Origin of the sequence: Neiella holothuriorum (genome assembly GCF_019457915.1) — a bacterium.
GTDB lineage: Bacteria > Pseudomonadota > Gammaproteobacteria > Enterobacterales > Neiellaceae > Neiella > Neiella holothuriorum.
In genome coordinates, this window is record NZ_JAHZSS010000006.1 from 62,390 (window position 1) to 85,870 (window position 23,481).

A 23,481-nucleotide genomic window follows, 5' to 3' on the forward strand; every position below is an offset into this window, starting at 1 on the left:
TCCCGTAATTTAACATGCCAACTCGTCACACCAATTCGAGTTATTAATGTACCAATGAATGGTTTTTAGTATACCGGTCTCAAATGATTCAGTCGGTATATAAGCTAATTCTTTATTCGCTTTAGTCGCATCAATAGCATAGCGCCTATCATGACCAGCTCTATCAGTTACAAAGCTAATTAATTGCTCTGCTTTACCTGCTATTGCCGATTTTGCACTCGCATATTGACTTGCAAGCTCAGGGTTATTTGCAAATTGTTCATTCATTAACTGACAAACTAGCTTCACGATATCAATGTTGGCCCACTCATTGTGACCACCAATATTGTAGTTTTCTCCCACTCGGCCTTTATCGAGCACTAGCTCAATACCTCGAGCATGATCTTCAACATAGAGCCAGTCACGAATTTGTTGCCCGTCACCATAAATTGGCAGCGGCTTATCATGCAGGATATTTGTGATAATCAGTGGGATCAATTTTTCAGGGAAATGATATGGGCCGTAATTATTTGAACAGTTAGAGGTCGTAACCTGTAAGCCGTATGTGTGGTGATAGGCTCGAACCAAATGGTCAGAGGCCGCTTTACTAGCCGAATAAGGAGAATTTGGCTCATAGGGGTTGTCTTCTTTAAACGGCGGATCATTTGGTTCTAGCGTGCCATAGACTTCATCGGTAGATACATGATGGAAACGGTGAGGAAGCGCTTGTTTACCTGCAGCTTTCGGTTCATCGAGCCATACTTTTTTGGCGGCTTTAAGTAGACTGTAGGTACCAATAATATTGGTTTCAATAAAGGCATCTGGGCCAGTGATCGAGCGGTCGACGTGTGATTCAGCTGCAAAGTGAACCAGAGTGTCAATATTACGCTTTTTTAACAGTTGCTCTACCAATTCTGTATTACAGATATCTCCATGAACAAACGTGAGATGTGGATTGTCAATAACAGAATCTAAGCTAGCTTTGTTGCCAGCATAGGTTAATGCGTCCAATACGACGATGTTGTCCTCTGGGTGCTGGCCTAACCAGTAGTAAACAAAGTTCACGCCTATGAAACCTGCTCCACCAGTTACTAATAAATTACGTTTATTCATAAGATCTAAGAACCTTTTACTAACTCATCCATCATAGCGCTTAGCTGTTTGCGCCAATGAACGGTTTCAAGCTTGTTGAACACTTCAGCAGATGTTTTATCTATGACACTAAAAGCAGGCCTTGCGGCAGGCGTTGGGTAAGCAGATGTTGGAATGGGCAGAATCGGAATTGATTTGTTGATTAACCTTTTTTCAATCCCCAACTCCTGAATCGCAACAGCAAAATCATACCAAGATGCTACGCCGGCATCCGTCCAGTGGTAAATTGGCGTATCGTTGAAGCCCCAATCGGCCTCTAGAGCAGCCCAAAGCCATTTTGCTAAACCCTTCGCCCAAGTTGGAGTGCCAACCTGATCGTAAATAACACCTAACTGCTCTTTTTCCGACATCAGCCGAAGCATAGTCTTGACGAAGTTATTACCATTGGCGGAATAAACCCATGCAGTTCTAACGATCAGTGCTTGCCCAGCCATAATCTCAGCAACAGCCTTGTCACCCGCGAGTTTAGAGGCGCCATAAACCCCTAGTGGGTTTGGTTCATCTTCTGGTTGATAAGGCGTGACTTTATCGCCAGAAAAGACAAAATCGGTCGATACGTGTAACAGTTTCGCATTTACTGACTTTGCAGCGTTGGCTAAATTTACCGCGCCAGTTTCATTCACAGCATAAGCAATCTTTTGCTCTGATTCTGCTTTATCTACCGCGGTATAAGCTGCAGCATTGATTACAGCATCAGGCTGGTGCTCCTTAATCGCGTTTTGAACTGCTGCTTGGTCGGTAATATCGAGTTCTTCTATACCTAACTCAATTAATTCAATATGCTCGGGCTTTGTTTGTGTCAATTCCCAAGCGAGCTGACCGCCTTTTCCTGTTACTAATACTTTCATCTTTTTCCTTTGTTCATCCTTCGAGAAGCTCTGGACGAACGATTGGTTCTATCTAGCTCACCCTATGGCAGGCTCTCGGCGAACGGATGCTTTTGCGGCCATCCTTCGATAACTCTAGGACGGCATCGTTTGAGAGCTATTGTCCAAAACTAGAATTTCGGTGCTTCTTCAAAGCTTTTGCCGCTAATATCTTTTTCAGATAATAGTGGTTGTTGCCCGTTGACGAGCGGCCACTCAATACCAATATCGCGGTCATTCCACTTCACAGACACATCAAATTCAGGTGCATAATAGTCAGTGCATTTGTAAACAAACTCAGCAGTTTCGCTCGTCACGTAAAAACCATGTGCGAACCCTTCTGGAACCCAAAGTTGGCGTTTATTTTCAGCAGAAAGCAAATACCCAACCCATTGACCAAACGTAGGCGAATTTTTACGCATATCGACTGCTACATCAAATACTTCACCTTGAATAACTCTGACCAACTTTCCCTGTGTTTTCTTAGTTTGATAATGCAGACCGCGTAAAATACCTTGAGCTGATTTCGAATGGTTGTCTTGCACAAAAGGTTTTGCGCCCGTTATTTTTGAAAACTCGTCAGCTCTGAAGGTTTCCATAAAAAAACCACGCTCATCACCAAATACCTTAGGCTCTAGTAATTTCACTTCAGGAATGGCGGTATCAATAAAATTCATATTTGTATTACCCGCTAAATAAAAACATCGTCGTTAAGCATTTGAATTAAGTACTTGCCATAACCATTTTTCATGAGTGGTTTGGCCAGCAATTCAACCTGCTCTGCAGTGATATAACCATAACGGTATGCAATTTCTTCTGGGCAACACACCTTAAGGCCTTGGCGCTTTTCAATCGCCGAAATAAAATTCGCAGCCTCAAGTAGCGAGTCATGAGTACCAGTGTCGAGCCAGGCTGAACCGCGCCCCATGACTTCTACATTTAGATCACCTTGCTCTAAATAGCGCATGTTAACATCAGTAATTTCCAACTCACCACGGTTGCTCGGTTTAATTGATTTGGCAATATCCACTACTTGGTTATCGTAAAAATACAAACCTGTTACTGCATAGTTGGATTTAGGTTGTGTAGGTTTTTCTTCTATAGATTGCGCTCGCCCATTCTTATCAAAAGCCACTACGCCATAGCGCTCTGGATCATGAACGTGATAACCAAACACTGTTGCACCGGAGGGTTGTGAGCTAGCATACTTCAAACTTTCGGATAGCCCATGACCATAAAAGATATTGTCACCAAGCACGAGGCAGCTTGGATCATTGCCAATAAAGGTTTCACCTAATATGAACGCTTGAGCTAACCCGTCAGGTGATGGCTGCTCAACATAAGAAAGGTTAAGCCCCCATTGACTGCCATCACCAAGCAGCTCTCGAAATCGGGGGAGTTCTTCAGGTGTTGATATAATCAATATATCTTGGATACCAGCTAGCATTAATGTAGATAACGGGTAGTAGATCATTGGCTTGTCATACACTGGCATCAGCTGCTTACTAATGACCCGCGTTAATGGATGCAAACGGGTTCCAGACCCACCGGCTAGTACAATTCCCTTACGCTTCACTCGTTCAACCTCTTTATCCGTTCGTGCTCGACACTTGGCGAGCTTATGTTGTGAGTTCTTTGATAGTTGCGACCACAATTCTCACTATGCCAAATAATAACAAGCCAAGCACTGCAAATAATATAATATTATATAACCGCTCTGGGTAACGGGCATCCTCTGGCAATGTTGGTGATTCAATCGTTACCAAATACTGTAGTTTTCTGTACGCTTCAATTCTAGATTTCTCCAGTGAAATCAGAGAACTTGTGTAAGCTTGCAATGCTAACTCCATAGCTACTTTCAAATCACTGTAACCAGCCAATATCTCGCCGACCGACAATTGTTTCGCCGAACTGCTTCCCACCCTAGTCATGTCAATCATTTGATTAGGTGATAGTCGTTGCCGCTCGAGTTTAAGCTGTTCTGTTAACGCATCAATTTCAGCTTGAGCAGCCATTACTGCCGGGGCCGTATCACTCATAACAGATTTAAGCGCCTTTAATTCTGCGTGCTTGACCGATAATTGGCTTTCAATACCATAAGTAATTTGCTGTAGGGCTGCGCCTTCGGCTGTTGGATCTAACAGGTTGTAGCGCTCTTGAAAGTTAAGTAGATCTGTTTGTGCTACATGTAATTTTTGCTCAGTTAACGCGTGCTCATTTCTAGCAAAGGCGAGTTGCTCTTTTGCAAGCATATGCCCAATATTGTTAATAAACCATTCCGCACGCTGGACAATAGCTTGATTTAGCCTTAAGGCATATTCTTGCTCAAATGCTTGTACTTGAATGGTAATAATACCTGATTCGCTAGAAGCTAGCACACCAACATGCTGTTTATAGTATTCCAGAAACTCTTCTTGTTCGTTCCACTTATGCAAGCGGCTAAAAAAATCAACGCTGTAACTTGAGAAATGAGCTCGAAGATTCAACTCATTCTCAAGATAATTAAGCATGTCATTAGAGTGAATATAAACCATAACTACTTGAGTATCTGAGCCTCCACTAGCAACGCCAAAGCCAGAGAGTAGCGCCATGGCAGGGTCGAGCGTTGCAGCAGCATCGGGCTGTTTAACAATCACTTGTGCTTGGCTTTCAAATCGAGGCGATGCCCAAAGAAGCTGGTAAACAGAAAACAGTATCCAAGGCAGCATAAACAACAGCATCATAGGTGTTTTTAAATTGGCAGGGACTAGCTGCCAATTTTGCAGAGCTTTACTTTTTGCTCTCTCTAAGTGGCCTTGAAAAGGAGCAGACTTCACTTTGTGAATCAAACTAGAAGCTGGCTTTAAAGCATTTGATGAAGCCAATTTGAGTCTCGCTTTAATCTCGGCATGGGCAGTAAGCACTGACTGATGCTCTGGCTCTATATTATGCGCCCGCTGCATAATTCTATATGCTAGCTCTAAGTCTGTTGCTGCAATATTTAGTGCATGCTCTGTTAATTTTAGCGCGTCATCCCAATCAGAAGCTGAAACTTTCTTACGAAAATCTTTTAATTTACTTGCAAGATCTTGGTTAGATTTCATTTTATTCCCATCAGCCATTATTCGCCCTCATAAACCATAATGGCTTCTTCTAAATCGTTATAGAAAGTCAATTCACCATTATCAATGACGATAGCGCTGTCACAAAACAAACGGATTTCATCTATTTCGTGGCTTACCATTAAAATATTGGCTGTTCTACTTTTGTCGAGCAGTGCTCTTTTCGCTTTTCGTTTGAATTTTTTGTCCCCCACAGATAATGCTTCATCGATTAGATATAAATCAAAGTCGATCCCCATACAGCATGAAAATGCCAAACGAGAACGCATCCCGCTTGAATAGCTTTGTACCGGTAAGTCGTACTTTCTACCTAGCTCTGCGAAGTTTTGAACACGCCCCTCATACTCTTCTAAGTCTTGCACGCCATTAACCCGAGCTATAAATCGAGTATTTTCTCTCCCTGTCATTTTTGGATGAATTCCAGTGCTTAATGCTACAGGCCAAGAAATAGTAGCATCGGTTTTAATTTGGCCCTTATTTGGATATTCACTACCAGCCAACATTCGGAATAAAGTAGACTTACCTGCACCGTTTGAGCCGAGTAAGGCGATATTGTGATCAGTAGGAATTTCAAATGTTATCGAGCTAAATATATGCTGTTCACCTTTTTTGGTGGAGTACCATTTGCTCACGTTATCCAAATAGATCATCGACTCAATACCTCTTTCCAGGTTAGCCGATAGCATGCCAAGGCCAAAAATAAAACACAAATTGTGATAATCGATACGTAAGAATAATCAACCCCCACAGCACCAAAATTAGGATACGCGGCCTGCCGACTTAATTCGATGCAATGAAGAAGGGGATTCCAAGTAAAATAAGGCCATAACTCTTCGGGAATATCTTGTAGCGAGAAAAAGACGCACGAAATAAACATGAGCGGCCGAGTAATTAGAGATCTGATCTTATCTAATTCTCGAACAAATGTAGAAGCGATGCCAAAAAGCAACCCAAAAGAAATCCCCATCATTATCAACTGAGCATAAAGTAACAAAATGGTCAACATATCCGAAATTTGAAACTCGATTTTCATTAGGTACATGAATAGTAGGATTAGCGAAAAAACAAAAATGTCGATAATGACATTAAAAATAGCAGAGGCGATAACAGAACTAATTGGCTGAACTTGACGAAATGCAAACAGGCTTTTGTTTTTTCGCAGCGCAGATGCAGCATCACTTAAAACATCAGTAAAAGCTCTTAACATCAACATGCCGAACATGATAAATACAAAAACTGGCATTCCATGGGACTCTTCGCCTCCCATTCGTCCACGTAGAAACGACAACATAAGAATAAACAACAGCGGTTCAATAACAGCCCAAGCCATACCAAATTTATCATCAAATTTGCTACCTACATGACGAACGAGCAGAGCGAATATTACGTCGCACCATATTTTTATACGTGAACGTCGAAGCGCTTTTGCCACGATCTAATCCAAAACCACATTCGCAGCTACGGCGATTTGATAGATAATCTGAGTTATATCTTTAACTGCTTGCAGAGCCTTGGCATCAATTTTAGGCAGCACGAGGATTTGGTCACCAGGATGTAGTCTTACGTTACTGGTATCGGCCATCCAATAGGCACTAGGGTCCCCTACGAAGCTCGACAGTCCATTGGCGTGAACAATTAAAATTCGCTCGTAGTTTGCCCGTTCGGTATAGCCCCCAGCCCATGCCACATAGTCTTGAATGCCCGCTTGCCCGTTAAACACAACGGATTGCGGCATAAGTACTTCACCACCAATATGAATGAGATCTGACTTCTGCGGAATCACAACCTCATCGCCCTGCTCCAGCAGAATATTGGCAATTTTGCCTTTCTCTGAAACAATAACTTTTCCTAGCGGTTGGATTTGTTTTGCGCGGCGCACAAAATCTGACACCAAACCGGCTTCTTGCGCGCGAATAGTGCCTTCGCCGGTCGATTGAACTGGCGCTGTATACACACTGCGTTCGAGGCGATCCAGCGATTGGTCAATCATTTCTTTTTGGCGCAACGCCACGCTTTCGCGCAAGATGTATATGTTTTTGAAGTCTGTCAGTACTGGATCTATTTCAACTTGACTGAGTAAGTCGTATAAGCGTGTTTGCTTACGAACGGTATAGTAAGAAGGGCCTAAATGACTACCGGATACCTGCACGTCGTAAATTTCAGGATCCCAATCGTCATTGAAGATTAAGCGGTCACCATCACTTAAACGAAAGGCAGTGAAATCCGCGTACGGCATGTAAACAGAAAATGGGCCATCTCGACGCGTGCCAATAACGCCTACATGAGAGATTTTAGCTAATGGCCGAGCATATGTCGCAAGTTCTTGACCTGAGGCAAACTCACTTGAGAACTCAAAACGAAACGGGTTGCGCGCACCTTCCACCACAGTAACAGCTGCACCTTGCGGCTCTACTAAGATCACGTCTTTGTCTTTAAAGGTGAAATCAGGCAGTTGACCATTGCGCATAAAATCGTACAAATCGAAACTAACAACAGCTTGCCCTTTGCGTATTACCTTAATATGGCGATAGCTACCTCGGTCAGCATCGATGCCGCCAGCACGCTTGAGAAAGTACAGCACACTGTCAGAGGCCATTCCTGCATATTGCCCAGGCCGAATAACGGGCCCAGCTAAATAAACGCTGACCGGCGTTGCCGTTAACAAATTAACGTAGACCTGCACATTCTTCTGGTAAATCTGTTTGATTTGCTGAGTAACCAAAGCATTGACTTGACTGGCTTTGGTATTTGCCACCATTACCGGGCCGATATTTGGAATAAAAATATTTCCTTGATTATCGACAGTGACAATTTGCGAGAAATTAACCGCGCCCCACATCCAAATATTGATTTTGTCGCCAGCGGCAATCAAATAATCATCATTCAAACCATCGATACGTTCACTTTCATAACCACCTGCGAATAAATTGGCACCGTAAGGCGCGGGCGCGCCTAGTTCAGATGGCGGCAACAACATTTCAACACGCTGCTCGCCAGGCAGAATAACGCCTTGACGGCCAGTTGCCGGGTACTGACCTTGTGCAAGCGACTGATTGGTGGTGACCTGCGAATTCAGATCTTGGTTTAATAAGCCATTGGAGAAACTAGCTTGTTGATTTCTTGCCGCTGCTTGAGAGTTATTGCTCTGCCCGCCCTGTTGTTGCTGAAGGGCTGCAATTTGGTCTGCGGTTAAGGTCTGAGCATGGGCTAAAAAACAACTCAACGCGACTAGCAGAAGCGTAGTGGCCTGAAGACAATATTTATTATGCATTCTTATACGTCCTAATTCAGTTTCTTAGCTTCAATCGGCATCAAACTTGGCGTCGTGAACCACCCTTCATCATTTTTGCAGGCGGCTGTTTTATAAGGCGCATAGGCGGGCGTTGACACAATGATTTTTTTACAAGGCATACCGAGCGCAGATACATACTGGTGAATCACAGAAATTTGCTCGTTGCCGTTGACGATTACGCTACCGACAGCGGCCATTTCTAGCTGATTAGCTGTATTAGACGACAGATAGCTGGCATCGTAAGTCGCTTTTTCAATTAGTAGTGGCACAGAGGCAGTAACTTCAGGTGGAGGACTAGCACAAGCAGCCAGTAAGGATGCAGCAATTGCAGCAAAAAAATGCGGAGTTAATTTTATCATGATTTTCTTAAAGTCAGTCCATTGCCATCGCGAGAAAGCTTTTATCCAGCATCTAAAAATGACTCATTTAGTGAGTCAAAATCGATGATTTTCGGACAGAGACTATAACGCGTTCGCTATCGGAGAAACAAGCAACCACCTAGCCGAATTCGGCTTGGCGCTTACGATTTAGGAAGTTTGCGATGGAGACCAAAAATTTGCGCTGTCGAATACGGCCATGGATGACAATAGCGTATGTCGCAAAGCAAATCAGGAAGGCGGCAAACATGAGCGGTTCGGGCAAACCAGCTAATTCGCCTAGAATACCAATTACAGCAAAGAGCAAGGACACAGCCATAACCATCAACAGTATTTGTGCGCGGCTGAAGCCAGCACGTAATAACACATGATGTAAATGCTCTTTATCAGCGTTGAAGATCGGGTTTTTCTTATACAAACGTCGAGCAGTAACCGTCGCCAGATCCATCAGAGGGATAGCGGTTAACCACAAAGCGGTAACAGGACTAAATGCAATCTCTTTACCTTGAGAGCCAGCGATCATTAGAAACGCCACGCTCAAGCCCAAAAACATGCTTCCGGCATCGCCTAAGAATATCTTAGTGAGTTTATTACCGGGAATGCCGATGTTGTAAACCAAGAAAGGAACTATTGCGCTCGATAGTGTAAACGCAACGAATGCTTGCAAATGCATGCCGTAGTTCAACATCAAAAAGCCGCTCGCCATAAGCGGCACAATGCTTACAGAGCCGAGTAAGCCATCCATACCGTCAAGCATATTAAATGCGTTTATAACGGCAAGAACTGCAAACACGGTGAGGAAGAAGGCAACGGACGGGCTCAACACGATGTTGCCCAAACCAAATAGATCGCCCAGCGCCGTCAAATGAGTCTGTGCGCCAATCACAATCATGAAAGAAACGATAATCTGCCCGACCAATCGAGCACGTACACTTAGCTCATATTTGTCATCGAGGATGCCAACAAACACGACTAGCGATGATGCGAGGAAGTAGAACTTAAGGGATTCAATGGCTTCGCCTAGCCAAAAAGCACAACCGATTGCGGTACTGATAAAGACAGCAATGCCGCCAGCGAGAGGAACATCGCCTACATGGTGTTTGCGAGTGTTATTAGGGCGATCAACTAAGCCGAGTTTGACGGCAAGCGGCGTCACAAACTCAATAATGATAAAAGTTGAAAGGGCCGTTAGGGCCAAAACTTCCAACAACATGAACAAAGTCACTTGCATTCAAATATCCTAAGATGCCTTTTCAATATGCCAACTACCTACACAGCATAATGGTCACATCCAACCACCTAGCAGTTACTCAGTACCGCCGATAAACTTACGAACGGGTGGTCGCGAAATCCGTTATCTCTCGATGCGTTCCATGCTGCCCCACACGCCTTGACTTTCAAATACCCAGATAAAAAACTAGGGTAATAATGTGAGGCTTGTCGCAAATAATGGTCGTCTAATCGATATATGTCAAATTGAATTCACCAATTTGATGCAATTAGTTCTAGTGGCGATTCAAATGTTACTAAAGCGTTAACAAAACGATTCAATAAGCCATTTCTGTCGATCATTTTGACTTGACACCATCATCCTTGTCCGAAGCGGGGCCATACATTGAAATCACCATATGGTTTCTGTATAACCAAGCTCGCAATGCTGCGAACCGGCACCCTGCCGAAGCGGCGCATAATACAACAATAATGATTTTTTACTACCGAATACTGGGAAACTATTAACATGAGTCAATTACCATCCAATAAGACGATGTTCGGCCATCCAGCCGGCCTGTTCTTGTTGTTTGGCACTGAATTGTGGGAGCGCTTCAGCTACTACGCAATGCGTGCCATTCTCGTTCTCTATCTCGTCGACAAAGCGCAAGGCCAAGGCGGCGCTGGTTTGGGTTGGTCAGAAGCCGATGCAATCCACTTGTACGGCACATTTACAATGCTGGTCTACCTGACGCCACTCATCGGTGGCTGGTTAGCCGATAACTACCTAGGTCAACGCAAAGCCATCTTGATTGGTGGTGCCTTGATGGCTCTTGGACAATTTACCTTGGCTATGCCTCATGGCTGGGTTCCGGGTATGTCCAACGAAGTATTTTACGCGGGTCTAGGCTTGCTGATGGCTGGTAACGGTTTATTCAAGCCGAATATTTCCACCATGGTTGGTGACTTGTATGAAGAAGGCGATCATCGCCGTGATGGTGCATTCACCATCTTCTACATGGGTATCAATATCGGCGCTTTCCTATCCGGTATTTTGGTTGGCTTGGTATACGTTCAATTTGGTCATGCTGAAATCATCAATGGCCAAGAAGTGTTTGTGAACAACTACCAAGCAGGTTTTGCTGCTGCCGGTATTGGCATGGTGTTGTCACTGATCATCCAGTTAACGTTTGCACGCAAACTACTCGGTAATATTGGCGTTGAGCCGGTCGCCAAGTCAAAACAAGCTCAGCAAAAAGCTGATGAATCAGCTGGCCCATTGAGCAAAGTCGAACGCGATCGCATCAAGGTTATTTTCGTACTCGGTTTGTTTACCATCGTGTTCTGGGCGGGCTTCGAGCAAGCCGGCGGTCTGATGAACATTTACACTGATAAGTTCACCGATCGGATGATTGGCGATTTTGAAGTACCAACGGCTTGGTTCCAATCAGTTAATGCGTTCTTCATCGTATTATTTGCTCCAATATTTGCACTACTCTGGACTCGCTTGGGCAAGCGCGATCCGAGTTCGCCGGTTAAATTTGCGATTGGTTTGCTATTCCTCGGTTTGGGTTTCTTGTTTATGCTCGGCGCATCTGCAGAAATCGCCGGCGGCAATGCTAAATCAAGCATGCTTTGGATTATTGGTGCTTATTTGTTCCATACATTGGGTGAGCTGTGCTTGAGCCCTGTGGGGCTATCAATGGTGACCAAGTTGGCACCGATCAAATTGGCTTCACTGTTCATGGGTTTGTGGTTCTTCTTTACTGGCTTGGCCAACAAAGTTGCAGCCTTGGTTGGCGCAATGATTGGCGTGCATGGCGGCGAAGCCGACTTTGCTGCAGCCTGTGCAAACGATGCCAATGTACAAGCTTGCATTGATGCAGCCAAAGAAGCGGCCATGATTGACAAATCATTCTCGATCTTCGGTGGTTTGGTGATCACCGGTGTCGTGTCCGCAATCATCCTATACTTGTTGTCAGATAAGTTGATTGACTGGATGCATGGCGCCGAGGGCCAAAACCATGAGTCGCTTGAAGAAGAATTAAAAACTACGAGTGAACATCAGTAACTCTTCAGTTGATTTTTAAAGAAAAAAGGCTGCTTGTGCAGCCTTTTTTGTCTCTAACGAAGCTTATGAAGAACGAGGAAAGCCGATGCAGTTGACGTTGAATCAGGTCGCCGAATTAAAGTCCTACCGACCACTTGAACGTGTCGCTATCTTAAACTTGGCATTGAAAAAGTTAACGCCAATACAAAAGGTAACGTTAAACCTCATTAAGCTGGTTATTTTTGTACCGCCCTTTTTCCTTCTTGCGCAATTCCCCCCAATAGCAGCGCTAGCCGGCGTACTGGTGGTATTGCTTGCATTTAGCCTGCTGACTAAGCCAATTCACATAGCCTTTGCCAAATCTCACTGGGACGCAGCCATTCACGAATTTGATAAAACACGCGCTTCATCAAACAACTAGTCTTTTATCAGCAATCGATTATAGGTGCGGAGGGCTTGACGGCTAGCTACTTTGGCGTTCGGCCTATAACAAAGCTAAACGCGTTGTTATCAGAATCGCTGGCAAGCGCTTGAGTTAGCAGATCACTGACGGGAATAGGTAAATTATTGGTTGTTTTCTGTTTTGCCAACAATTTCAATTGCTCTCCCGGTAAATGGCTAAAGACTAGCGGGCGCCCTTCATCGACATTAAATTCATTACAGCGATAAGCATTAGCGGGCGCGCTTAGCGCAAGTTCAGGACCGGGATCGGCCAATGCTTGGGTGGCTGCATCAAACCAAACGTATGGCCCTTTATCAAATGCCGCATTTGCCCATTTCATCCGGCCGTTTTTGGCATCAATAAGCCCATAAACTAAAGCTGGCGGCTCTTTTAGATTCAGCGAACTTAAATAGTGGTTGGCCCAACTCATCACTTGAGCAGGATTCCGCAGCAACGTTGATGAATTATGATTTGATTCGCGTAGCGCCTCGTTGAACACCACTTTCAAAGCGCCACTTGCAAACGCAGCATCCAAATTGTTATCGCCAAAATCGGCGATGTAGAAAGACGCTTGGTCGTCAGAAACAGGAAACACATCAAGGAAGTAACGATTCGCTTGAGGCTTCAGTGGCATTCGCCAAGAAACACGATAGCGGCCAATATCAAATTGCTGCTGTGGCAATAAGCTCGCTTGAAACAGGCTTGCCATAGCTTCATCGTTGCGCAACTCTTGCCGGTTGTAGCTCAGCTCGCTGATGGCAATTTCCATTTCATCCTGTTGTTGCTGTTCATCATCAATCAGCAAACTGCGCAACGTGTGCATCAACAACGATGGATCAGGAAATGGTTTCGTCACGAAGTCTTGCGCACCAAAGCGTAAACCGGACAAGGCTCCGGCCATGTTGGCCTCTTCTGCCAACACTACAAATGGTGTCGTTTTATCTAGCTTTCGAATGGTTTTGAGGAATTCAGTACCCGAGGTACTCGGTAGCTCTAAATCGCAGAAGATCGCAACAGGGCGAGCATGATGGTAAAGCGCTAGCGCTTCGGCATGAGTTGCAGCTTGGTCAACCGTATAACCGTAAGCGCTAAAAATGTCAGAACATTGATGGCGATAAGCTGGATCAGAATCGACAATAAGAATACGGCCTAGACTTATAGCGCTGTCGGTCAATTCGTTCTCCAACGGAATGAAGAGATTGCTACATTGAGTCAATCTCGTCTAAATAGTCTTCTAAAAAGGCATCATCTTCAGCCTCTACGTCAGGCAACTGGCCATCGTAGACTTGATAGCGAACATGCTGAAAATAGCTTTCTTTGACTAATAAATATGGGTCGAGACTCGTTTCAAGAAAACCATCTTGTTCCAATAACTGGGCTCGTGCGTAAAGGCCTTTGAAAACCCCCATCAACAGCTTAGGCCAGAATCCAATCTTCGCCAAAGGCCAGTAAGCATTGTCAACGTAGTCGCCTGCTTCTTCACGCACCGACGATGGTCCCATCGCTGGCAACATTAAATAGGGTCCGTCACTAACGCCGTAATAACCGAGCACTTCGCCAAATTCGTCTAGCTTGCGCTCCATACCAAAGTATTGAGCAACATCGACAATACCTAAAATACCAACAGTCGAGTTGATAACAAAGCGGCCTGCATTGTTTGCCGAGTCACCGCCTTTGCCTTGTAATAAATTATTTACAGCAGACGATGGCTCTTCGAAGTTAAGCACAAAGTTGTTGATGCCTTCGCGCGCCAATTCTGGCACATAATCCACATAAGCTACTGTGAGCGGCCTAAAGAAATATGGATCTAACACATTGAAATTAAACCGGTAGAACACACGGTTTAAATCCTCTATCGGATCGCGCGGATCATAAATCCGGTTGGCATAGTATGCTGCTCGGCGTGCTTCTTCGCGCTTTTGGACTTCGGCATTTTCATAGCCTGCGTGCACGTTTCCGACCATGATTAAGGAGATAAATAACGCACTCCACCCCTTCAATTTCACGAAAGCATTTCCTTAAATTTTGATTTCAATTACTGAGCTTGCAGACTCAGGTTGATCTGCGTAGGCAAATCTTGCTTGCTAAGATTACGACTAACCGCTTCATAAAGACTATCAGCGGTCGCGACATTCGCACTGGCAACAATCTTAACCACAACTTCAAAGGGTTCAACAGCCCCAAGCTGATAATTTTCCATCATGGCATCGGCAGAACTTAATTCCACCGTTAGTGGGAATGATGGCAGCGCCATGCGCTTGACAGCCATTGGCATTGGCGGCCCTTGCACCGCACGGGCGTAGACCACCAAGAAACTAGTATCCGGTACATTCACGCTGGCGGCCGCATCGATGGTTACTTGGATGCTAAGAGCTTCGGCCTCTGGCGTGTTGGCGTCGCTTGCAGCCACTTGTGGTTGCGGAGCCGCTTCGGGCTGCGGCTCAGCTGCTGCTCGTTGCTGCGCGTGCGGATTGCTCGCGTGTTGCTGTGATTGCAACATAGCAATGGTTTGCGCTATTTGTTGATGGCGAGGGTTATCTTCTGGAATGATCTCGAGCATTTTTTGCCAACTCGCAAAAGCCCCCTTGCGGTCACCCGTTTCATACAACGTAAATGCTTGCTCACTTAAGATATCGAGATCATTGGGCGCCGTAGCCAGTAGTCGCTGATAAACACGTTTGGCGTAGTTAATTTTGGCGGGCTCGCCGGTCATTGCCATTGCTTTGGCATAACTCAAATTAACCGACCGGTTGTCAGGCTCCAAACGAAGCGCATGTGTAAAAGCTTCAGTGGCTTCGTTTAATCGACCGAATGACAGTTGGATACGGCCAAACAACAACCAACCCATGGCATCGTCGCCATTCTGCTGTAGCTTGGTTCGCAACGCTAAGGCGAACTGTTCAAGCTCTTCGTTCGACAATGGGTTATCGCCCGGTTGCATTAAACGTTGCGCCAGCTCTGGCATCTCAACCATGCTTTGTTGCCACTGGTCAACTTTTTGAAAGTGGCCCATCGAAACATACAGCGCAATCGCAGCCACAAGACCTACCGCGGTCATTGCCCATAATGGCGCCATACTGCCATCTTGACGCTGTTCAACAGCCATATCCTCTGTGTCGTCCAACAAGTTGGTTTGCAGCTCTAAGCTAAGCTGTGCGTGCTCATCTTTGGTCAACGTGCCAGCCGCTAATTGTTCGGCAAGCTCCTGTTGACGCTGCTCAAACACTTGTTTATTCAGCTCTAGCTGGCTAATGCCTTCGGTAACTTTGGGTCGTTTTGCAATCATCACAAAAGGAACCAGCACGATCAGCAGTAAAATTACCGCCCCTACCCAAAACAACATCATGACGGCGAATCATCCTTTTTCAGTAATTGCTGAAGTCGTTGCTGCTCGGTCTCTGACAATTGAGGCTGAGCTTTTGCTGGCTGTTTCTTACGGATCACCAAAACCACAGCAAGAAGGGCTACGGCGAGAAACACAAACGGACCAAACCATAGCACCCATGTTGTTTGTTGAACTGGCGGTTGATAATGAACAAAATTGCCATAGCGCTGCACCATGTAGTCAATCACTTGGTCTTTTGTTGCGCCTTGCTGAACCATTTCGTAGGTTTTGTCTTTTAAATCTTTCGCCAAGCCAGCATCCGAGTCTGAAATCGTTTGGTTTTGGCATTTGGGGCAGCGCAATTCGTTGATTAGCTCTCGAAATTGATTTTCCTTGGCATTGTCGTCAAATGGATAGGCATCAATGGTCGCAAAAGACACTGCGCTATATGCCAAACCAACCACAAGCAATAAAGTTTGTATCATGGCTGTCATTTATAAACCTCCAGCTTGGCGGTATATATCGGCGAGTTTGGCTTGCCAAACTCGCGCGTTTACATCGCCAACATGGCGATACAAGATCATCCCGTTGCTATCGACGATGAAGGTTTCCGGCGCTCCGTATACGCCTAAGTCAATTGCCAAGGTGCCTTCGTAATCCATCACGTTCAGTACATAAGGATCGCCTAATTGCGCTAACCACATGCGCGCTTTGGCTGGCTCATCTTTGTAATTCAAGCCGATGATTTTAACGCCTTGCGCCGCCAGCGTATTAAGGTATTCATGTTCCGCGCGACAAGTCGGGCACCAAGTGGCCCAGACATTCAACAAATACGGGCCATCGCCAAACGCTTGCTGACTGACCGTTTGATTTGGTTCAAGCAAGTTCGGTAGTTCAAACTCAGGCACAGGTTTGCCGACTAAGGCGGACTCCAGCTCTCGCGGATCGGAGAATAACGCCGAATAAAAAAACACCCCAACGGCAAGGAATGCCAGCAGTGGCAACAACAAAAAAAGCTGTTTTTTCATCCTGCTTCTCCTTCTGTTGTTTGAACTGCTTGAGCTGGCGATGATTGACGACGACGAGCAACACGATAGCGACGATCAAATATCGCTAAGCCGCCGCCGAATGACATCACCAATGCACCCAACCAAATCCAGCGAACAAATGGCTTATAGTGCAGGCGAACAGCCCAAGCATCGCCACCTAGAGGCTCGCCAAGAGCAATAAACAAATCTCGGAAAAAACCAGCATCAATAGCAGCTTCGGTCATCATCGAGCCCGATGCGAGATATTGTCGTTTCTCAGCATGGAGTTGGGCAATCTGCTTATCGCCGTCCCACACCGAAAACTCACCAGCCGTGCCACGATAGTTTGGCCCTTGCATTGGGCCCACTTGTTCAAATTTAACCACATAACCGGCCAGCGGTTGGGTGTCACCGGGTTGCATACGGACATCCCGCTCAGTGGTGTAAGTGCTGGTCAACGCAATCCCCACCACGCTCATGGCAAACCCAAGGTGACCTAACACCATCCCCCAGTGGCTGCGCGACAACTTAGATAACGCTTGCCAAAGGGTTTGATTACCATGCTGATGACTCAGTAATTCCTGCAGCGTGCAAATAACCACCCAAATCCCAAGTACCACACCAAGCGCCGCGTGAAATTCCTGTACATCACCAAAAACAGCGTTGAGTACGATGCCGCTGGAGATGCTTAAGCCCAAGGCAAAAAGAATCCTCTGCCGCCATTTGGCCATCGACTGACGACGCCAACGCGCCAACGGCCCAAGGCCTAAAAGAAACACGAATGGCACCACCAGGATGGAAAACAGCAAATTGAAGAACGGCGGGCCAACTGAAATGGTACCCCAACCGATTTCTTTATGAATCAACGGCCAGATCGTACCGACCAACACCACTAAGGTTGCTGTTACGAGTAGCAAGTTATTGCCGAGTAACAATGTTTCTCGGCTGACGACTTCGTATTGCCCACGACTTTTGATGGCCGCACCTTTCCAAGCAAATAAGCCGAGAGAGCCGCCAATGACCAAGAATAAAAATGCCAGAATGAACAGGCCACGACTCGGATCGCTGGCAAACGCATGAACCGAAACCAATACGCCCGAACGGACTAAGAATGTGCCGAGCAAACTGAGTGAAAATGCCGACAGAGCCAATAACACTGTCCACAGTTTGAATACGCCGCGTTTTTCACAGACGGCCAATGAATGAATTAATGCCGTACCCGCCAACCAAGGCATAAAGGAAGCATTTTCGACCGGATCCCAGAACCACCAGCCGCCCCAACCTAACTCGTAATAGGCCCACCAACTACCTAAGGCAATACCCACCGTCAGGCTGATCCAAGCTGCCAATGTCCAAGGCCGAGACCAACGGGCCCAGGCAGCGTCTAATTGCCCAGACAACAACGCGGCAATCGCAAACGCAAACGCCACAGCAAAACCTACATAGCCCATGTATAACATTGGCGGGTGCATGATCAAGCCAACGTCTTGCAGCAACGGATTTAGGTCGCGACCGTCTACCGGGTAGAAAGGTAACAAGGTTTCAAACGGGTTCGAGGTGAACTGAATAAATGTCAAAAAGCCTATTGAAATCAGCCCCATGACCGCTAAAACTCGGGCAATAGCGACTAATGGTAAAGCACGACTGAACACCGACACAGCGGCTTGCCAGCCACTTAGCATTAAAATCCATAGCAGCAAGGAGCCTTCGTGCGCGCCCCAAACAGCCGAGAGTTTATAATACCAAGGCAATTTCGAGTTGGAGTTTTGAGCAACGTAGCTGATGGTGAAATCATCTTGAATGAAGGCATAACACAATGCAGCAAACGCAATTGCGACGAACAAGAATTGCAGTTGTGCTAGCGGGCGCGCGAGCTGCATCCAGTTGATGTATCCGCGGTAGCTGCCCACCATCGGGATCACGGCCAGTAAACAGGCGCAGATCAGCGCTAAGATCTGTGCAATGTGGCCCCATTCAGCAATCATTAATAACCACTCCCTTGGTTTTGCTTGTCACCACCCACGCCATTTGGATGAACTTTACCAACCGCCTCTGCCACGTCAGGTGGCATATATTCTTCATCGTGCTTGGCTAGCACTTCAAATGCTTCAATGGTTGTTGCGTCGCGCAGTACACCGTTGGCCACAATGCCCTGACCTTCACGAAACAAGTCCGGCAAAATACCCTCATAAACAATGGTTACCACAGGACCAGTGTCAATCAGACCAAAGCTTACTTGTAAGCTCTGCTCATCCCGCTCAACACTGCCAGGTACCACCATGCCACCAATGCGCAGGCGTTGGCCAACTTGGGGCTTAACGCCGGTTTCATTCTTGCCGTTAACGATTTCTGACGGGGTGTAAAACAGATCAATATTTTGAGTCATAGAAAACAACACAAAGCCAACGGCAACACCTAATCCAATCAAAATGGCCAGCGTAGTCGCTAAACGTTTTTTGCGACGAGGATTCATAGGACTCGCTCCGTTTGTTGAGTTGTTTTACGACGCTGACGCCGTGCTTCTAAATCTTTTACGCCAGCCACAATTTTTGCTCGGGTAAACAGGCAATGGCCCCAAATAGCAGCAAATGCCAGCAAGCCAACGCCATACGAAAGCCAAACATAAAAACCGTGCTTGCCCATTTGGATAAATGCAGAAAAACTTTCAAACGCCATTAGCGGCCTTCCTCCAATACTTTCTTCACCCAAGGCCGGTGCCCTTCTTTCATCAACAAGTCGTTGCGTAATCGCATTAATGTTAATGCCCCAAGGATCAAGCCAAAGGCCACAATATTGATTAGCAGCGGCCATAACATACTCGAGTCCATCTTCGGCTTTTCAAAAACCGTCACCGTGGCTCCCTGATGAAGCGAGTTCCACCACACCACCGAGTAATGAATGATAGGAACGTTAATCACCCCGACCATGGCTAAAATAGCAGCTGCACGAGCGCCACTGCGCTTGTCTTCGTAGGCATAATAAAGCGCAATAACGCCCAAATATAAGAACAACAAAATGAGCTCAGAGGTCAGCCGTGCATCCCATACCCAGTACGTTCCCCATGTGGGCTTGCCCCACACCGCGCCGGTAAATAACGCCAAAAAGGTATAGACAGCACCGACTGGCGCCAGAGCAATAACCGTCATATCGGCATGACGCTGTTGCCAAACGGTACCAATAAAGGCGGCAATGGCCATACCCAAGTAGCCACTCATTGACATCATGGCTGTCGGAACATGCAGGTAGATAATGCGAAAACTATCCCCTTGCTGATAGTCAGCAGGCGTGAATGCCAGCCCCCAAATCGTACCGATAATGGCGCCAATGGTGCCGAGCCAACCGAACCAGAATAGAAACTTTCCGCTAAGTCGATATAGATTTTCTGATTTTGCGTAAGGATGAAGCCACTTAAACATATGTTATTGCACACTAATTTTTAACGCTGCCAAAACAGCAAAAGGAGTAAGCGTAATAGCAGCAGCAGAAAACGCGGCCAACAAGGCCAGCTGCCCCAAATAAGGTAGCGACATAGCGGCCGCATCAATTGCTGCCGTCGCAAAAATCAATACCGGAATAAACAACGGCAAGATCAATAAACTCAATAACACGCCGCTTCGGCCCACACCAACGGTCAGTGCTGAGCCTACTGCGCCAATCATACTAAGCGCCGGCGTTGCCACCAGCAAACTTAACATCATGGCCACTAGCGCAGGCGGGCTAACGCCCATGAGCAATGCCGCCAATGGCGACAATATTAAAATAGGTACGCAAACCATCAACCAATGGCTTAGGATTTTGGCCAAGATTAAACCAGCGCCAACATGAGGAGATAGCAATAATTGTTCAAGTGAGCCATCACGGTAATCGTCTCGAAATAACCGCTCGAGCGACAACATCACACTCAATAGCACCGCCACCCAAATTACACCCGGCGCAATACGAGCCAGCGTTTCCGGTGCTGGGCCAACGCCCAGCGGAAACAAGCTAATCACCAAGAGGTAGAACACCAGCGGGTTTAGGACATCTGACTTTTTGCGCATCACCAGCAAGGTTTCACGACGCATGGTTTCAAGCCATACCGTCATGCGCTTGCCTCGGACTCTGGCTCCGGGCAGCTTAACTCCAGCCGCGTCGTTGCGTGCTCAGGTAAAACTGCAGGTTGGTGGGTTGTTACTATCAACATACCACCGGCATCTAGGTGTTGCTTAAAACGCTTTTCAAGCCCAGCGACAGCTTTTACATCCAACGCTGTAAGCGGCTCATCCAAGATCCATAATGGCGCTTTGGATAACCATAACCGACTTAACGCAATTCGCCGTTGCTGGCCGGCCGATAACTGCCCCGCCGGCACATCTTCATAGCCAGCAAGACCAACCGCAACCAAAATGTTAGCGATTGATTCGGCGTTATCATCATGAAGAGCACATAAGTAGCGTAAATTTTCGGTTGGGCTCAATTCCACATTAACAGCGGGTTGATGACCGAGGTAAAGCAGTGAAGCATGGAAGTTTTCAGATTGTTGAATAGGCGAGTCTTGCCACAGCACTTGGCCATCGTCGGCCTGTGACAAGCCGGCCAAAATCCGCAGCATGCTGGTTTTACCGGCGCCGTTGCGTCCTTGGAGTAATAGCGCCCGTCCTGGCTCTAAAGAAAAGCTAACGTCACTAAATAATTGTCGGGATTGGCGAGCCAAGCTCAAGCGGCGCGCTGATAGCATTTTGTTATCTTTCTAATCCAATTATTATCGCTACGCTCGATAATAACAGAGCCGTTAACAAAAAGGGATGCCTCTTTGAGCCGCTTCTACGTCACCTTTAAAAATGCCAAAAACCTTATTTTATATAGGGAGTTGCGAGTTAAAAGCAGCGAGACTGACGTGTCAAAGGTGAACAGAGCGAAGCGAGAGGAATGAGTCTTCGCTAACCTGATTTATTTTGATGAAGGCTAAACAACAATTCGGCTTCGGCACGTGGTAATTCACACTCTCGCATGATTTCTTCCAGATCCGCGCCTAATTCAACCATACGAACCGCACGACTATAGATCCGCCGTTCCGGCTCGAGATCATCAGGATTTGGTTGTTGTTCAGCAATTTCGTCGAGGCGTGACTCGATGGCAAGAATACGACGACCAAGGGCTAACGAGCCAGCACGAACTTCGTGAACTTCATGCTCGAGTTGATTCGTTTCAGCACTGGCCATTAAATCAACTTGCTCGCTAAGCTGCTCTAGCTCGGTTTTAAGCAGCGCAGCAGCCGCTTGCTGTCTAAGCAGGTTACCCAGCAACAGAAAAATGGCGGTAAACGATAAAATGGCCAGCGCTAAGGCCAGCCATAAAACTAACGTATCAATGGGCATGATGGATTACAGAGTTGATAACTCGTCCCATTCTTCGTCATTCAGTAACTTGTTCAAGTCCACTAAGATCAGCAGTTCATCATCGCGGTTCGATACACCTTGAATAAACTTGGCACTATCTTCGGTACCCACGTTTGGCGCGCTATCAATTTCAGAGCTACGCAGATACACAACCTCAGCGACACTATCAACCAGAATACCAATCACTTGCTTTTCTGCTTCAATGATCACAATGCGCGAATTTTCGGTTACTTCCGCCGACTGCAAACCAAAGCGAGAGCGAGTATCAATCACAGTCACCACGTTGCCCCGCAAGTTGATAATCCCCATCACATAACCGGGAGCGCCCGGTACTGGAGCAATTTCGGTATAACGCAGTACTTCTTGTACCTGCATTACATTAATGCCATAAGTTTCATTATCGAGTCGGAAAGTAACCCACTGCAGGACCTGATCATCAGTTTCGGGATTGGTGGCAGTAGTTCTATCGTCAGCCATGTTGTTACTCCGGATTATTAGCTTGCTGGCTGTTCATGCCAGTATTGAGTAGCTCGATTAGAGCATCTACATTAAGCAAAGCACACATTTGCTCTTTTACCATGCCGCGTAGCCAAGGTCGCTTGCCCATGGTGGTACGCCAGTTGACTGCCGAGGGCATCAATTGGCTGGTGGTAATCAGTCGCTCGCACGCAAGTCCCCAATTACTATCCTTTAACATAACAAGATATTGATAATTGAGCTGTTCTGCCAGTTTATCATCGTATTTTTCTGGCATTACCCACAAAGCGGTGTCAACAACGTTCAACTTTCGTTCACGATGGGCTAGCAAGCCGCGAAACCAAGACGGTTTACCAATCAAATTGCTGACTTGCTCTTCATCTAAATTATGAATGCCGCCCAGTTGCTCTAAAGGCACCGCGAGCGTCATTCCGGCCACTTCAAAGTAAAGCGCCTGAAACTCTTCATCTGGCACCGGCGGAGCTTCTGTTAAGCTATTTGCAGGCGCCGTCTGAGGCGCTACATCGGTGTCGCTTTGAACATCAACAACTGGCTCTTCAATGCGTTCCGTCGGTGCAACTACCGGCGCAGGAGCGATAATTCGCGCAACCGACTCAGGCTTGGTCACGACGGGTTCACTAACGACCGGTTGTTCTGTTGGCGTTACCTGTTGCGGTACTGTCTCAACCTTTGGTTTGTCGACACCATCTAAAAGCTTTTGCAACGGAGCCGAATCGACTTTCGCCTCTGGCTCATCAAGCAAAGCGGTAAAAAATTCTTGCAGCGCTTTATCACTAGACTTCAT

General features: G+C 46.4%; 26 protein-coding genes. 2 read left to right on the top strand and 24 right to left on the bottom strand.

What is annotated here, in order from left to right:
- Positions 1-9: 9 nt before the first annotated feature.
- The 10 genes from rfbB to K0504_RS06940 form a co-directional block, all read right to left on the bottom strand.
- Positions 10-1,092: a dTDP-glucose 4,6-dehydratase gene (rfbB, locus tag K0504_RS06895; RefSeq protein ID WP_220103442.1), complete on the bottom strand. Its 1,083-nt coding sequence runs from the start codon at positions 1,090-1,092 to the stop codon at positions 10-12.
- A 5-nt stretch (positions 1,093-1,097) separates the two neighbouring features.
- A complete protein-coding gene (gene rfbD / locus K0504_RS06900; RefSeq protein WP_220103443.1) occupies positions 1,098-1,979 on the bottom strand; it encodes a dTDP-4-dehydrorhamnose reductase in 882 nt (293 codons plus the stop codon).
- 149 nt (positions 1,980-2,128) lie between these two features.
- Positions 2,129-2,674 (bottom strand): dTDP-4-dehydrorhamnose 3,5-epimerase, encoded by a 546-nt coding sequence (gene rfbC / locus K0504_RS06905; RefSeq protein WP_220103444.1) that lies wholly within the window; start codon positions 2,672-2,674, stop codon positions 2,129-2,131.
- 14 nt (positions 2,675-2,688) lie between these two features.
- The gene (gene rfbA, locus K0504_RS06910; RefSeq protein WP_220103445.1) at positions 2,689-3,573 is read right to left on the bottom strand and encodes a glucose-1-phosphate thymidylyltransferase RfbA; all 885 of its coding nucleotides are present in this window, start codon (positions 3,571-3,573) and stop codon (positions 2,689-2,691) included.
- 43 nt (positions 3,574-3,616) lie between these two features.
- Complete coding sequence (locus K0504_RS06915; RefSeq protein ID WP_225918013.1) at positions 3,617-5,098, bottom strand: lipopolysaccharide biosynthesis protein; 1,482 nt, start codon at positions 5,096-5,098, stop codon at positions 3,617-3,619.
- Entirely contained in the window at positions 5,098-5,748 is a 651-nt protein-coding gene (locus K0504_RS06920) for an ABC transporter ATP-binding protein (RefSeq protein WP_220103446.1), read from the bottom strand. Before K0504_RS06920 ends, K0504_RS06915 begins: the two co-directional genes overlap by 1 nt.
- Positions 5,745-6,530 (bottom strand): ABC transporter permease, encoded by a 786-nt coding sequence (locus K0504_RS06925; RefSeq protein WP_220103447.1) that lies wholly within the window; start codon positions 6,528-6,530, stop codon positions 5,745-5,747. The genes K0504_RS06920 and K0504_RS06925 overlap by 4 nt, the downstream gene beginning before the upstream one ends.
- A gap of 3 nt (positions 6,531-6,533) precedes the next feature.
- Positions 6,534-8,369 (bottom strand): polysaccharide biosynthesis/export family protein, encoded by a 1,836-nt coding sequence (locus K0504_RS06930; protein ID WP_220103448.1) that lies wholly within the window; start codon positions 8,367-8,369, stop codon positions 6,534-6,536.
- A gap of 11 nt (positions 8,370-8,380) precedes the next feature.
- Positions 8,381-8,749, bottom strand: coding sequence for a hypothetical protein (locus K0504_RS06935; protein WP_220103449.1), 369 nt, complete (start codon positions 8,747-8,749; stop codon positions 8,381-8,383).
- 139 nt (positions 8,750-8,888) lie between these two features.
- Entirely contained in the window at positions 8,889-9,998 is a 1,110-nt protein-coding gene (locus K0504_RS06940) for an undecaprenyl-phosphate alpha-N-acetylglucosaminyl 1-phosphate transferase (protein ID WP_220103450.1), read from the bottom strand.
- Positions 9,999-10,505: 507 nt separating this feature from the next.
- Between K0504_RS06940 and K0504_RS06945 the strand changes: the two genes are divergently transcribed.
- On the top strand, positions 10,506-12,047 hold the full coding sequence (locus K0504_RS06945) for a peptide MFS transporter (protein ID WP_220103451.1): 1,542 nt from the start codon (positions 10,506-10,508) through the stop codon (positions 12,045-12,047).
- 85 nt (positions 12,048-12,132) lie between these two features.
- Complete coding sequence (locus tag K0504_RS06950) at positions 12,133-12,447, top strand: DUF6170 family protein (RefSeq protein ID WP_220103452.1); 315 nt, start codon at positions 12,133-12,135, stop codon at positions 12,445-12,447.
- Between the two features lie 46 nt (positions 12,448-12,493).
- On the opposite strand, the gene K0504_RS06955 is transcribed toward K0504_RS06950, so the two are convergent.
- From K0504_RS06955 to K0504_RS07020, 14 genes are all read right to left on the bottom strand, one after another.
- A complete protein-coding gene (locus K0504_RS06955) occupies positions 12,494-13,642 on the bottom strand; it encodes a response regulator (RefSeq protein WP_220103453.1) in 1,149 nt (382 codons plus the stop codon).
- 28 nt (positions 13,643-13,670) lie between these two features.
- A complete protein-coding gene (locus tag K0504_RS06960; RefSeq protein ID WP_220103454.1) occupies positions 13,671-14,474 on the bottom strand; it encodes an MlaA family lipoprotein in 804 nt (267 codons plus the stop codon).
- Positions 14,475-14,503: 29 nt separating this feature from the next.
- Complete coding sequence (ccmI, locus tag K0504_RS06965; RefSeq protein WP_220103455.1) at positions 14,504-15,814, bottom strand: c-type cytochrome biogenesis protein CcmI; 1,311 nt, start codon at positions 15,812-15,814, stop codon at positions 14,504-14,506.
- Positions 15,811-16,287, bottom strand: coding sequence for a cytochrome c-type biogenesis protein (locus K0504_RS06970; protein WP_220103456.1), 477 nt, complete (start codon positions 16,285-16,287; stop codon positions 15,811-15,813). Before K0504_RS06970 ends, ccmI begins: the two co-directional genes overlap by 4 nt.
- A complete protein-coding gene (locus K0504_RS06975; protein WP_220103457.1) occupies positions 16,288-16,821 on the bottom strand; it encodes a DsbE family thiol:disulfide interchange protein in 534 nt (177 codons plus the stop codon).
- A complete protein-coding gene (locus tag K0504_RS06980) occupies positions 16,818-18,806 on the bottom strand; it encodes a heme lyase CcmF/NrfE family subunit (RefSeq protein ID WP_220103458.1) in 1,989 nt (662 codons plus the stop codon). Before K0504_RS06980 ends, K0504_RS06975 begins: the two co-directional genes overlap by 4 nt.
- Positions 18,806-19,294 (bottom strand): cytochrome c maturation protein CcmE, encoded by a 489-nt coding sequence (gene ccmE / locus K0504_RS06985; RefSeq protein WP_220103459.1) that lies wholly within the window; start codon positions 19,292-19,294, stop codon positions 18,806-18,808. The genes K0504_RS06980 and ccmE overlap by 1 nt, the downstream gene beginning before the upstream one ends.
- Positions 19,291-19,497: a heme exporter protein CcmD gene (gene ccmD / locus K0504_RS06990; RefSeq protein WP_220103460.1), complete on the bottom strand. Its 207-nt coding sequence runs from the start codon at positions 19,495-19,497 to the stop codon at positions 19,291-19,293. The genes ccmE and ccmD overlap by 4 nt, the downstream gene beginning before the upstream one ends.
- Positions 19,497-20,237, bottom strand: coding sequence for a heme ABC transporter permease (locus tag K0504_RS06995; protein WP_220103461.1), 741 nt, complete (start codon positions 20,235-20,237; stop codon positions 19,497-19,499). Before K0504_RS06995 ends, ccmD begins: the two co-directional genes overlap by 1 nt.
- A gap of 3 nt (positions 20,238-20,240) precedes the next feature.
- A complete protein-coding gene (ccmB, locus tag K0504_RS07000) occupies positions 20,241-20,906 on the bottom strand; it encodes a heme exporter protein CcmB (protein WP_220103462.1) in 666 nt (221 codons plus the stop codon).
- Positions 20,903-21,538, bottom strand: a complete 636-nt coding sequence (gene ccmA, locus K0504_RS07005) for a cytochrome c biogenesis heme-transporting ATPase CcmA (RefSeq protein WP_220103463.1) — start codon at positions 21,536-21,538, stop codon at positions 20,903-20,905. Before ccmA ends, ccmB begins: the two co-directional genes overlap by 4 nt.
- A gap of 202 nt (positions 21,539-21,740) precedes the next feature.
- Positions 21,741-22,178: a DUF2802 domain-containing protein gene (locus tag K0504_RS18330; RefSeq protein ID WP_225918014.1), complete on the bottom strand. Its 438-nt coding sequence runs from the start codon at positions 22,176-22,178 to the stop codon at positions 21,741-21,743.
- A 6-nt stretch (positions 22,179-22,184) separates the two neighbouring features.
- A complete protein-coding gene (locus K0504_RS07015) occupies positions 22,185-22,676 on the bottom strand; it encodes a chemotaxis protein CheW (RefSeq protein ID WP_220103464.1) in 492 nt (163 codons plus the stop codon).
- Between the two features lie 4 nt (positions 22,677-22,680).
- Entirely contained in the window at positions 22,681-23,481 is an 801-nt protein-coding gene (locus K0504_RS07020; RefSeq protein WP_220103465.1) for a chemotaxis protein CheW, read from the bottom strand.

Bases quoted from the DNA above. Each gene is read 5' to 3' on its own strand.
- rfbB (WP_220103442.1), bottom strand. From the start codon at position 1,092: ATGAATAAACGTAATTTATTAGTAACTGGTGGAGCAGGTTTCATAGGC.
- rfbD (WP_220103443.1), bottom strand. From the start codon at position 1,979: ATGAAAGTATTAGTAACAGGAAAAGGCGGTCAGCTCGCTTGGGAATTG.
- rfbC (WP_220103444.1), bottom strand. From the start codon at position 2,674: ATGAATTTTATTGATACCGCCATTCCTGAAGTGAAATTACTAGAGCCT.
- K0504_RS06915 (WP_225918013.1), bottom strand. From the start codon at position 5,098: ATGGCTGATGGGAATAAAATGAAATCTAACCAAGATCTTGCAAGTAAA.
- K0504_RS06920 (WP_220103446.1), bottom strand. From the start codon at position 5,748: ATGATCTATTTGGATAACGTGAGCAAATGGTACTCCACCAAAAAAGGT.
- K0504_RS06930 (WP_220103448.1), bottom strand. From the start codon at position 8,369: ATGCATAATAAATATTGTCTTCAGGCCACTACGCTTCTGCTAGTCGCG.
- K0504_RS06935 (WP_220103449.1), bottom strand. From the start codon at position 8,749: ATGATAAAATTAACTCCGCATTTTTTTGCTGCAATTGCTGCATCCTTA.
- K0504_RS06940 (WP_220103450.1), bottom strand. From the start codon at position 9,998: ATGCAAGTGACTTTGTTCATGTTGTTGGAAGTTTTGGCCCTAACGGCC.
- K0504_RS06945 (WP_220103451.1), top strand. From the start codon at position 10,506: ATGAGTCAATTACCATCCAATAAGACGATGTTCGGCCATCCAGCCGGC.
- K0504_RS06950 (WP_220103452.1), top strand. From the start codon at position 12,133: ATGCAGTTGACGTTGAATCAGGTCGCCGAATTAAAGTCCTACCGACCA.
- ccmI (WP_220103455.1), bottom strand. From the start codon at position 15,814: ATGATGTTGTTTTGGGTAGGGGCGGTAATTTTACTGCTGATCGTGCTG.
- K0504_RS06970 (WP_220103456.1), bottom strand. From the start codon at position 16,287: ATGACAGCCATGATACAAACTTTATTGCTTGTGGTTGGTTTGGCATAT.
- K0504_RS06975 (WP_220103457.1), bottom strand. From the start codon at position 16,821: ATGAAAAAACAGCTTTTTTTGTTGTTGCCACTGCTGGCATTCCTTGCC.
- K0504_RS06980 (WP_220103458.1), bottom strand. From the start codon at position 18,806: ATGATTGCTGAATGGGGCCACATTGCACAGATCTTAGCGCTGATCTGC.
- ccmE (WP_220103459.1), bottom strand. From the start codon at position 19,294: ATGAATCCTCGTCGCAAAAAACGTTTAGCGACTACGCTGGCCATTTTG.
- ccmD (WP_220103460.1), bottom strand. From the start codon at position 19,497: ATGGCGTTTGAAAGTTTTTCTGCATTTATCCAAATGGGCAAGCACGGT.
- K0504_RS06995 (WP_220103461.1), bottom strand. From the start codon at position 20,237: ATGTTTAAGTGGCTTCATCCTTACGCAAAATCAGAAAATCTATATCGA.
- ccmB (WP_220103462.1), bottom strand. From the start codon at position 20,906: ATGACGGTATGGCTTGAAACCATGCGTCGTGAAACCTTGCTGGTGATG.
- ccmA (WP_220103463.1), bottom strand. From the start codon at position 21,538: ATGCTATCAGCGCGCCGCTTGAGCTTGGCTCGCCAATCCCGACAATTA.
- K0504_RS18330 (WP_225918014.1), bottom strand. From the start codon at position 22,178: ATGCCCATTGATACGTTAGTTTTATGGCTGGCCTTAGCGCTGGCCATT.
- K0504_RS07015 (WP_220103464.1), bottom strand. From the start codon at position 22,676: ATGGCTGACGATAGAACTACTGCCACCAATCCCGAAACTGATGATCAG.
- K0504_RS07020 (WP_220103465.1), bottom strand. From the start codon at position 23,481: ATGAAGTCTAGTGATAAAGCGCTGCAAGAATTTTTTACCGCTTTGCTT.